This window comes from Acidobacteriota bacterium, from assembly GCA_039028635.1.
Taxonomy (GTDB): domain Bacteria; phylum Acidobacteriota; class Thermoanaerobaculia; order Multivoradales; family JBCCEF01; genus JBCCEF01.
This window is the reverse complement of sequence record JBCCHV010000045.1, coordinates 41,495-52,675: the sequence shown is the minus strand read 5'-3', so window position 1 is coordinate 52,675 and position 11,181 is coordinate 41,495. Positions and strand designations below refer to the sequence as shown.

Below are 11,181 nucleotides of genomic sequence, written 5' to 3'. Positions count from 1 at the left end.
GTTTCCCCCAAACTACTCCCCCTATCCTTATTTTTTTTAAAACCATCTCCCCCCCCCCCACCCCCCCACCCCGCTGGTGTTGTCGGTCCCGCGGGGGGTGGGGGGGGGGTGGGCCGGCGGCCTCCTGCAACCAACCTCCCAAACCACGGGCCGCACACCTATCAACCCGTGCCGGCGACCCCTCCATCCAAACCAACGGCGCCGGCCCACATCCACGGAGCCGGCCAGCCCCCGCCGAACGAGCACGGAGCGCAGATGTCCGAGCCCACCAAGTGAACCGAAGCAGGAAACCTTCGAAGACAAACGCGACCCGCGAAGCCACCAACCCCCAGGCGAGTTCCGAGCACCGCGCGCAGGCGGCGGGGGATGGCCGGCGGCCCTCCACGAGCAGTCGGCGGGGCCAGTCAAGGTCCCGAAGGAGCGAGGCCCCGCAAACCCCAGCCCCGAACTTGACGTATTCTCAAACGCCATGCTGCGAGCCTGCATCGCCCTCCTGCTCCTCCCGATCGCCGCCTGCACCGCGCCGCCCGCCCACGTCGCCGCGGCCAGCGCCGGCGGCAACCCGGGCAGTCCGGCGACCAAGGAGTTCAAGGCCCCCGGAGACCCGAAATCGGCCACCACCTCGCCGACCATCCGCGGCATCACCGTCTCCACCCACCGCGACGGTCAGGACTGGGGCACCGACGTCATCGACCCCGCCCTCGACGATCTGCAGAGCGTCGGCGCCAACTGGGTCGCCATCCACCCCTATGGCTGGATTCGCGGCGACGGCACCGTGCGCTTTCGCGAATTCGATCCCGAAAACCCACCGGCCCACATCACGCGCCCCATCGCCGCGGCCCACGCCCGCGGCCTCAAGATTCTGATCAAGCCGCACCTCGGCTACTGGCGCTCGCCCTTCCGCTGGCGCGGCGACATCACCTTCGACGACGACGCCTCCTGGGAGCGCTTCTGGAGCAGCTACGAGCGCTGGATCCTCGCCATGGCCCACGCCGCCCGCGGCGCCGACGCCTTCGCCGTCGGCACCGAGCTCGACCGCACCCTCGACCAGAGCGAGCGCTGGCGCACCCTGATCGCCAAAGTGCGCCGCATCCAGAAAGCCCCCCTTACTTACGCCGCCAACTGGACCGACTACCAGCGCGTCGAGTTCTGGGACGACCTCGACTGGATCGGCATCCAGGCCTACTTCCCGCTCACCGAAGAGGCCCTCAAGGATCCGCGAGCGCTGGAGCCCGAGATCACTGCCGGCTGGCGCCAAGAGATGCAGCGGCTGCGCGCCTTCGCCGACCGCCACGAGCGCGACATCGTGTTTACGGAGCTGGGCTACAACCGCTCCTTCTCCGCCCCGGTAGCGCCCTGGGAGTACCGCACCGACGGCGCTGAAGCGGAGGCCATCCAGGCCGTGTGCCTGCGAGTCGCTCTCGACGCCGTCGAAGGCGAGCCGCGGGTGCTGGGCTCCTTCCTGTGGAAGTGGTTTCCGCCGCCCCACACCGTGGGACGGAACTTTCAGCTCGCCACGCCCGAACTGCGCCGGGTGATCGGCGACGCCTGGGACCGTTAGCCCGGCGCCAACGCCGCGACCACCTCTGCGGAGGTTCGAATACCCGACGTCATCGCCCCCTCGAGGCCCGGGGCGACCAGCTCGGTGTGCTCGCCGGCGAAGTGAATCGGACCGATCGGCTGGGGAATCGCCGAGGCGAAGGCCTGTAGCTGGCCGGGAGCGTAGTGCGCGTAGGCGCCCTGGGCGTAGGTCGAGGCCCAATTGATGGTCATCGCCGCCTCGCAAGCGTCGGCCGCCTCGGGCCACAGCGTCGCCAGCCACTCCACCACCTGGTCCGAGTGCCGTTCGGCGCTCAGCTGCGAGAACTCCGCCAAACCCGCCCCGTTGATCCAGTTCAGCAGCAAGCCACGACTGCCTTCCCCCTCCGAGAGATCGAACAGCCGTTCGAACTTCGAGTCGCTGTAGAGCACCGAGAACTTCCCATCGGCGAGCCAGAACCGCCGCTTCGTCGGGATGAAGGTCTTCGCCACCTGGGTGTAGGGCAGATCATCGATCATGCGCTGCCGCTCCGCCGGCAGAGGCGGCTCGAACTCGACTTGGCGAAGGGCCGTGAACGGCAGGGTCAGAATGACGCGGGCGGCGCGGTAGGTTTCTTCGCCCCCCGGTGAAGCGAACACCAGACGCAAACCGTCGCCGTCCCGCACCACGGCATTCAGCTTGCGGCGATAGGTGATCGCCCCACCGAGGCCGGCGGCCATCGCCTCCGGCAGGGCGCCCTGGCCGTCTTTCAGGCGCAGGGCGATGCCGGAGTCCCCCAGCCGGCGCAAGAAATCGCGCAGCGCGCTCAAGGCGGAAACGGTGCTCAGACGGTTGTAGTTGAGGGAGTGCTCGATCAGGCCGAGGGCCGCCGGCGAGGCGCCCTGCTGCTGCAAGAGCTCGAGCAGCGACAGGCGATCATAGGCGGCGCATTCCGGGGCCATCACCCCCTCGACCTGGCCGATCTCCTCTGCCAGCGGGCGGAGATAGTGGCTCAGAAGGCGAAAGGGCGCCAGCGGCTTCTCCGCCGGGTGCAGGTCGAGGGGCCAGCGATCGGGGTCTTGGCGCAGGTCCGAGCCGCGCACGGTGCTACCCGCGAGTCGGACGAGAGTGTCTGGACGGGGCGTCGGCATGAGGACTTCTTCGATCGCCAGCCCGAGGCGGTCGCAGAAGCCGCGCCAGTGACGATAGTCGCTGCCGGCGCTCATCGCGCCGGCGTCGATCGGGAGACCGTCCCCGAAGGGATTGCGCAAGGTCCAGACCCGCCCGCCGGGCCGCTCCGAGCCTTCGAAGAGCCGCACCTCGACCCCCGCGTCGCGCAGCTCCCAGGCCGCCGTCAGGCCGGCCAGCCCGGCCCCCACCACCGCCACCCGCCGCGGAGTCCCGGCGCCGCAGGCGGAGAGCCAGGGAGAGGCCGCCAGCAGCCCCAGGCCGGTGACGAAGCGCCGCCGATCGAATTGTCTTTCGGCCATGACAATCAGCCTACCAGGCGGCCTCAACGGCCGGGCTCCGAGGCCGGCTCAGGCAGGCGGTACCGACAGGGGCAGAAGGAGGGACTGTCTAAAGGTTGGGCAGAACAACGGCCGCCGACTTCGCCGCGGCGAGGTGGCCGCGGGCTCGCATCCAAGAATCGTTGTAGATGGTGCTCAGGTAGCGCGAGCCAGAATCGGCGAACAGGGTCACCAGTCGCGCCGGCCGAGCGAGGGATTCGGCAACCTGGCGCACACCCACCAGCGCCGCCCCGGCCGATCCGCCGACGAACATGGCCTCCCGCCGGGCCAGCTCGCGAGCCGCCAGAAAGGCGTCCCGGTCGCACACCTGGACCATGTCGTCGAAGAGCTCGAACTCGGGACAGTCGATGATCTCCTCGTCGCCCAGGCCCTCGACGCAGGAGGCCTTGGGCTCGACACGACGGCCAGTGCGGAAGTACTCGGTGAACACCGACCCTTCGATATCCACCGCCACCACCCGAATCGTCGGATCCTGCTCCTTGAGATAGCGCGCCACGCCGGAAACCGTGCCACCGGTTCCGATGCCGCAAACGAAGGCATCGATGCGGCCGTCCATCTGGCGCCAGATCTCCGGGCCGGTGGTCAGGTAGTGGGCCTCATTGTTGACCCGGTTGTTGTGCTGATCGGGAAAGTAGAGGCCTTCTTCCGCTTCGGCCAGCCGGCGCGCCTTGCGGTTGTAGCTCTCGGGATGCTCCGGCGGCAGCTCGCCGTCGACCAGCACCAGCTCCACCCCCAGAGCGCGCAGGCAGTCGAGCTTCTCGGGACTGGTCTGGCGCCGCACCACCATGCGGCAGCGCAATCCTTCGAGCACCGCCATCATCGCCAGTCCCATGGCGGTGTTGCCGGAGGAGGCCTCAAGCACGACGCCGCCGGGCCGCAGCTTGCCCTCGTCGAGGGCGCGGCGCACGATGTGGCGAGCGATGCGATCCTTGACGCTCCCCATCGGGTTCAGGTACTCGAGCTTGGCGTAGGCCTCACACGGCGCCGGCACCGTCCTGCCCAGCCGCACCAAGGGTGTCCAGCCGACGGCGTCGCTCAAGCGGTCGAAGACTCTCAGCTCGTTCACGGGCGGATTATAGCCAGCGAATGCGACATTTCCGGGGCAGCCCCCGGCCATTCCGTGACCGCTTCCCTGCTCGACCCGAGGATCTTCCCGACGGTCGATGATCGACTCTCGGTCACCGCGTCGCTACTCCAAGGCGGACAGCGTATGATCCCTAGTTCAAGCCGGCACTTTCAGAACCAACTTCAAGGAGAGTTCCCGATGTCCGAAGACTTCCCGCGCGGCCGCTTTGTCTGGTACGACCTGATCACTCCCGATACGGAGGCGGCCAAGGCCTTCTACGGCGCCATCGTCGGCTGGGGAACGATGCAGTGGGATGGCCCCGCCGACTACTCCATGTGGACCCGTGGCGAGATGCCGATGGGCGGTGTCGTCGGCCTCTCCAAGGAGGAGCTCGACGGCGGCATGCCGCCGCACTGGGTCGCCTACATCGCCACCCCCGACGTCGACGCCACCGCCGCGCGCTGCAAGGAGCTCGGCGGCCAGGTGCTGCACGGCCCCGAGGACATTCCCAACACCGGCCGCTTCGCCCTCTTGCTCGACCCCCAGGGCGCCAAGTTCGCCGCCTACACGCCGGCCGCCGAGGCCGGCGGCCACGACGGCCCGCCGGAGCTCGGCGAGTTCTCCTGGCACGAGCTGATGACCAGCGACTACGAAGGCGCCATGGCCTTCTACAGCGACCTCTTCGGCTGGCAGAAGCTCGACGCCATGGACATGGGCGAGGCCGGCATCTACCAGCTCTACGGCCGCACCGAGATGCCCCTCGGCGGCGCCATGAACCTGACGCCGGAAATGCCCATGCCGCCGTCCTGGCTGCACTATGCGCGGGTCGAAGACATCAACGTCGCGGTGGACAAGGTCAAGGAGCTCGGCGGCCAGATCGTGGTCGGCCCGATCGAGGTGCCGGGCGGCGACTGGGTGGTCCAGGCCAGCGATCCCCAGGGCGCCATGTTCGCCCTCCACCAGGTGGGAGCACCGCCAGCCGAATAGAGGCTGTCCAGCCGACAGCAGGTCGATTCGAACCGCCCACGAAGCCAACGCTCGCGGGCGGTTCTGTTTCTCGGGCTAGGTGATCGAGCGCGCCAGCCGCCTCGAGGCAGCCAGGCCAATCCAAAGGGCGAGCAGCCACAGGCCCCAGGAGCGCAGGGTCGGGATATCGGCCGGGATGGCGCCTTCCTCGAGCTCGATCACGCGGTCGACGTCGAGGTTGCGCAGCACATCGCGGCGGCCACTCGGCCAGCGCACCGCCAGCTCGTCGACGCGGGTGGCGGAGCCCAAGCCGAAGTGCGCCTCGATGGGGTTCTGCGACACGTAGTTGCTGCCGGCGCGCAGCTCCTGGAGCTGGGTGACGCCGCCAACGGTGACCTCGATGTGGGCCCCGACCGCCGAGGTGTTGCCATCGGCGCCCCGCAAACGCACCCCCAAGTAGTGCCCCAGGGCATCGCCGCCGTCGTTGCGGAAGAGGCGGGACGGCCCGGCGTTGTTGGCGATGAAGAGGTCGATGTCGCCGTCGCGGTCGTAGTCGAAGCAGACCACGCCGCGACCCTGCCGCAGGGCCTCGACGCCGAGCTTGGCGGCGCGCTCGCTGAAGGTGCCGTCGCCATTGGCGATATAGAGGCGGGCCGGATCGTCGAAGAACTCGTTGGCGCCGGACAGCGGCATGCCGTTGACGTGGAAGAGGTCCGGGTGACCATCGTTGTCGAGGTCCGCGAAGCAGCTCCCCCACCCCCAGTAGCCGTAGCGCACGCCGGCCTCGTCGGTGGCGTCTTCGAAGGTGCCATCGCCGCGATTGCGATAGAGGCGGTTGCCGCTGATCCCCCAGTTGCCGGGCACGATGCCGTCGGGATCCCAGATGCTCGACACGAACCAGTCGAGGTCGCCGTCGTGGTCGTAGTCGATGACCGCCGCACCCATGCCGTTCTCGTCGTCGATCTCGGGTCCGGTGACGTCTTCGAACCGTCCGTCGCCGAGGTTGCGAAACACCCGGCTGGTGCCGAAGTCGGCGGCGAGCAGAAGATCCGGGAGGCCGTCGAGGTCGATGTCCGCGAAGTTGGGGGTGAAGCTGAAATCCTCGCGCTCGAAGGCGACGCCCAGGCCCGAGCTTTCGTCGATGTCGGTGAAGACGCCGCCGCCCTCGTTGCGCCACAGATGCTCGCCGGCACCGGGCGGTCCCCAATGGCTCAAGAAGGCATCGAGGTCACCGTCGAGATCGATATCCGCAAAGGCCGCCGAAAAGGTGTTGCGGAAGGTCGCGAAGCCGGTGCGATCGCTGATCTCTTCGAAGGTGCCGTCGCCCTGGTTGAGGAAGGCCCGCGGTGAGGTCCCGCCGACCCCTCCGATCACCAGGTCGGGCCAGCCGTCGCCATCGATGTCGGCGAAGGTCGGGCCACTGCCACGCTCACCGCTGATCGCGACGCCGGCGGCCGCTCCGAGCTCCTCGAAGGTGCCGTCGCCGCGGTTGCGGAACAACAGGTTGGGGCCCATCGTGCCGCGCACCGCATAGAGATCGACAAAGCCATCGCGGTCGTAGTCGCCGGCCGCCACCCCGCCGGACATCATCGCCGGCTCGGTGAGCGGCGGCGTACCGAATCCATGTTCGTAGAGAACGCCGGCCGCGCGGGTGACGTCGGTGAAGGTCCACCCTTGCGCCGCAACCGCCGTCGCAGACAACAATCCAGCGAGTCCCGCCCAGAGATAACGCCTGAAAATCATGTTGCCAAAGCATAGTCGATCTCGTCGACTTGCGCTTTCGAAGATCGAACGGTTAGCATGAATGCATATCTCATAGATTGCCTAAGCGTCTGGAAGCAAAGGATTCCCGCCCTTTCGGCCCTTGTGCCCCATGGCGTACGGCCCACGGAGGTTGTAATGCGGCAGTCGATCCGGTGGATGCTGTGCCTCGTCCTGACGATTTCGTCGGCGCTGCCCCTCGGCGCCTTCACCCGGCCGACCCACCGGAGTGAGCTCGAGCCGCTGCAGAAAGCCATGCCGGCGATGCGCGAGGGCCGTGAGGTGGCCGCCGCCGCCGCGGTGATGAACCGCCTTCCGGGCCGAACCGCCTGGAGCGCCTTCCTGCCTTCCCTGGGCCCGCGAGGAGAAGTCTACTTCGATCTGTCGACCGGCGAGCCGGCGATGGTCAAGGGCGCCCCGATCGCCATGATTCCAGGCCGCGGCAACCAGCTCCCGACACCACCCCACGGCGTCGACGAGACTCTGGTGACCTCGCGATCGGACGCCTTTCTCGACCGCCACGCCGCTCTTCTGCCGGTGCCTCGGCTGGAGATCGTTCATCGCAAGACCTTTCGCGCCAGCGACCATCTGTGGGTGGTGACCTTCGAGCACCAGCCCGCCGGAGTGCTGGTGGCGAGCTCGCGCCTGACCCTGCTGATCAGCCACGGCAACCTGGTCTCCTGGGGCAGCGAGGACATCTTCCCGCGCCGCCCAGGCAGCGTCGCCGAGCCGACCTTCGGGCGCGAGCAGGCACAAGCCTTCACCGCCCAGTACGTCGATTGGGACACCAAGCGCGACGCCTGGATCGGCGAGCCGCAGCTCCTCTTTCTGCCCGAGAAGGCCGGCCTCGGCGCCTTGAGCAGCGCCCTGCCGGGCAAGCGACACCGGCTGGTGTGGGAGCTGACCTTCCGCCGCGCCGGCGTGGTCGGCACCTGGCTGGCCCACGTCGACGCCGTCCGCGGAGAGATCCTGCAGTTCGCCGACATCAACCAGTACGGCTGGATCCGCGGCGGCATCGAGCCCTCGACCTGGACCGACACCGAGGTCAACCGACCGCTACCGCTGGTGACCTTGAGCAGCGGGGGCTTTTCGAGCCTCGAGGGGCTGCTCTCGGCGACCGCTCCCTTCACCGCGTCCCTCGACGGCGAGCTGATCCAGATCGCCGACCAGTGCGGCACGCCAGGGGCCCCGGTGCTGGCCGCCGACAGCAACCACAACGTCAACTTCGGCATCGGACCACCGAATCCCGCTGGCGATGCCGACTGCACCACCAACGGCCTCGGCGACGAGCACAACACCCATGCGGCGCGCTCGGCGTACTACCACACCACGCGCCTGAAGGATAAGGGCCGCAGCTGGTTGCCGGCCAACGGCTGGCTCGACAGCTCCCACGAGGTGCGGGTCAATATCGAGGACACCTGCAACGCCTACTGGAGCCCGCCGGGAGGCTTCAACGGCTTCTTCCAGGAAGGCTTCAACACTCAGCTCGATCTGCTGTGCTGGAACACCGGTGAGATCGCCGCCATCTTCCAGCACGAGGTCGGACACGGCCTCGATCAGAACGACGCTCAGGGAACCGCCGATGGCGGCACCGGCGAGACCTATGCCGACGTCCTCGCCATGCTCGACAGCCACGAGTCCTGCGGCGGCCCGGGCTTCTGGGACCAGATGTGCCCGAGCTATGGCTTCCCTTGCACCGACTGCACCGGCGTCCGCGACCAGGACTACGCCAAACACCTCGACGGCAATGGCGAACCGGTGACCACGCCGTTCACCCCCGACAACTTCACCCGCACCTGCCCCGGCGGCTTTTTCGGTACCGGTCCCTGCGGCCAGCAGGTGCACTGCGAATCGATGCCCGGCGGCGGCGCCATCTGGGATCTGGCGGTGCGCAAGCTCGGCCCGGCCTTCGACATCGACACCGCCTGGTTGATCACCGAACGCACCTGGTTCCTCGCCATGCAGGGCGCCACCGGCGCCTTCAACTGCAACTCCACCACCTTCGTGTCCGACGGCTGCGCCACCACCTCGTGGTTTCAGACCATGCTGGCGGCGGACGATGACGACGGCGACCTGACCAACGGCACGCCCCACGCCGCCCACATCTTCGCGGCCTTCGACGACCACGCCATCGCCTGCGGCAGCGCCGCCGACGCCGGCAATCAGAACAGCTCCGGCTGCCCCGTTCTGGCCGCCCCGGTGGTGACCGCCGCGGCCACCGCCGGCACCCTCGACGTGAGCTGGCCGACGGTGCCCAACGCCGGCGGCTACACCGTCCTCAAGAACCACGGCGAGTGCAACCGCAGCTACCAGCAGGTCGCCAACCTCGGCGCCGCAGCCACCGGCTTCATCGACTCGGACGTCCTCGACAACCAGCCCTACAGTTACCGGGTGGTCGCCCTCGAGACCGCCGCGGACCTGGCTTCGAATAGCTGCTACTCGGATCTCTCGAACTGCGCCGAGGCCACCATCAGCGCCTGTCCGGCCGCCCTGGCGGCGGCTCCGTCGCTGAGCAATCCGGCCGACAACCAGGTCGAGGTGGGGTGGGATGACGCTGGCAGCTGCGCCAGCTTCAACATCTATCGCCAGCAGGGCGGCTGCACCGGCGGTGGCGGATTCGTCCGCATCGCCGCCGGCGAGGCCGGCTCGCCCTACAGCGACCTCGCCGTCTCCGGCGGCATCGCCTACGGCTACCAGATCTCGGCCCTCGATCCCACCGGGTCCTTCGAAACCGGCCGGTCGCCGTGCAGCGAGATCACCCCGACCGGTGCTTGCAACGAAATGCCGTCCTTCGACGCCGCGGCGGTCATCGCCAGCAATCGCGAGGACATCGTCTGTGGCGTCCGCCTCGAGTGGGGCGACGGCGCCACCACCTGCCCGGCCCAGGCGGTGGTCTACAACGTCTATCGCGACACCTCGCCGGGCTTCCTGCCCGGCGACGGCAATCGCATCGCCACCAACCTCGCCGCCACCAGCTATCTCGACAGCGACGTCGAGTCCGGCACCGAGTACTTCTACATCGTGCGCGCCGAGGCCCTCAGCGGCGTCGGCGGTGGACCCAACGGCGGCGTCGAAGATCCCAACGTGTCGACCGTTTCGGCGATCCCGAGCGGCCCCTTCGGCGCCCTCTTCCAGGACGACCTCGAAAGCGGCACGGCGGCCTGGTCCACCACCACCGGCCCCACCGACGAGGGCACCGTCGGCTGGGCCCTGGTCACCGACTTCAGCACTTCGGCACCGACCTCCTGGTTCGCGCCCGACACTCCCGACATCGGCGATCAGCGCATCGAGCTGGTCGGCGACACGGCGCTGGCCTCCGGCGCCGGCCTGCTGCGCTTCTGGCACCGCTTCAACACCGAGGCGACCTACGACGGCGGTGTCCTCGAGTACTCGGTGGACGCCGGCGCCTCCTGGTTTGACATCCTCGCCGCCAACGGCGGCGCGATTCCCGACAACGCCGACCGCTTCCTCGCCAACGGCTACACCGCCACCATCCGCGCCACCGCCACCACCAACCCGGCCGCCGGCCGCGACGCCTGGAGCGGCAACAACGGCAGCGACTTCGTCCAGGTGGTGGTCGATCTCGCCGACTTCGCCGGCACCTCGGTGCGCTTCCGCTGGCGCATGACCAGCGACGCTTCGGTATCCCGAGACGGCTGGTGGGTGGACGACGTCGAAGTCATCGAAGGCTCCGTCTGCAACGACCCGAGCCTGATCTTCGCGGACAGCTTCGAGTCCGGCGACACCACCGCCTGGACGACCGCTGTGCAGTAGACCCCCGCCGCCGGCGAAGCACCCGGGGCGGTCTGCAGACCGCCCTTGGCGAGCCCTCCCGGAGGCGCCGACTCTTGATAGATTCCGTCCCACACCGGACCAACATGGGCCGATGCCGAGGCGCCAGGAGCGCCGACTACCAGGAGACGAGCATGGCGGTCGAGATCAGCGGAGAATACGCCGGCAACCTGAAGGTCAACATGACTCACGGTCCTTCCGGCACCAGCCTGACCACGGCGGCGCCGGTCGACAATCAAGGCGATGGCAGCTCCTTCTCTCCCACCGACCTGGTGGCGGCGGCCCTCGGCAGCTGCATGGTGACCTTGATCGCCATCGCCGCCGAGCGCGACGGCATCGACTGCGCCGGCTTGGGCTTCAGCCTCGAGAAGCACATGAGTCTGGCGCCGCGGCGGGTCGAGTCGGTGCCGATCCGGATCCGCATGCCGGCCGGCCTCAACGGCAAGCAGCGCACCTTCCTCGAGCGCGCCGCCATGACCTGCCCGGTGCAGCGCACCCTGCGGCCCGACTTCGAGCGGCCGGTGATCTTCGACTACGGCAGCTGAGAC

Annotated in this window: 7 protein-coding genes; 4 read left to right on the top strand and 3 right to left on the bottom strand. The window is 68.6% G+C overall.

The features are described 5' to 3' along the window. The first annotated feature begins 469 nt into the window (after positions 1–469). Complete coding sequence (locus AAF604_17400) at positions 470–1,561, top strand: hypothetical protein (GenBank protein MEM7051450.1); 1,092 nt, start codon at positions 470–472, stop codon at positions 1,559–1,561. Here the strand turns inward: AAF604_17400 and AAF604_17395 are convergent. Continuing rightward, a complete protein-coding gene (locus AAF604_17395) occupies positions 1,558–3,009 on the bottom strand; it encodes an FAD-dependent oxidoreductase (GenBank protein ID MEM7051449.1) in 1,452 nt (483 codons plus the stop codon). The genes AAF604_17400 and AAF604_17395 overlap by 4 nt on opposite strands. 88 nt (positions 3,010–3,097) lie before the next feature. Next, positions 3,098–4,114, bottom strand: a complete 1,017-nt coding sequence (locus AAF604_17390) for a cysteine synthase family protein (GenBank protein MEM7051448.1) — start codon at positions 4,112–4,114, stop codon at positions 3,098–3,100. A gap of 198 nt (positions 4,115–4,312) precedes the next feature. Here AAF604_17390 and AAF604_17385 point away from each other — a divergent pair, with 198 nt between their 5' ends. Beyond that, positions 4,313–5,101 carry a VOC family protein gene (locus AAF604_17385; protein ID MEM7051447.1) on the top strand — a complete coding sequence of 263 codons (789 nt, stop codon included), beginning with the start codon at positions 4,313–4,315 and terminating at the stop codon, positions 5,099–5,101. A gap of 75 nt (positions 5,102–5,176) precedes the next feature. On the opposite strand, the gene AAF604_17380 is transcribed toward AAF604_17385, so the two are convergent. Next, a complete protein-coding gene (locus AAF604_17380; GenBank protein ID MEM7051446.1) occupies positions 5,177–6,823 on the bottom strand; it encodes a CRTAC1 family protein in 1,647 nt (548 codons plus the stop codon). Positions 6,824–6,979: 156 nt separating this feature from the next. Between AAF604_17380 and AAF604_17375 the strand changes: the two genes are divergently transcribed. Then, positions 6,980–10,615 carry a hypothetical protein gene (locus AAF604_17375; protein MEM7051445.1) on the top strand — a complete coding sequence of 1,212 codons (3,636 nt, stop codon included), beginning with the start codon at positions 6,980–6,982 and terminating at the stop codon, positions 10,613–10,615. Positions 10,616–10,767: 152 nt separating this feature from the next. Continuing rightward, positions 10,768–11,178: an OsmC family protein gene (locus AAF604_17370; protein ID MEM7051444.1), complete on the top strand. Its 411-nt coding sequence runs from the start codon at positions 10,768–10,770 to the stop codon at positions 11,176–11,178. Positions 11,179–11,181: the final 3 nt, after the last annotated feature.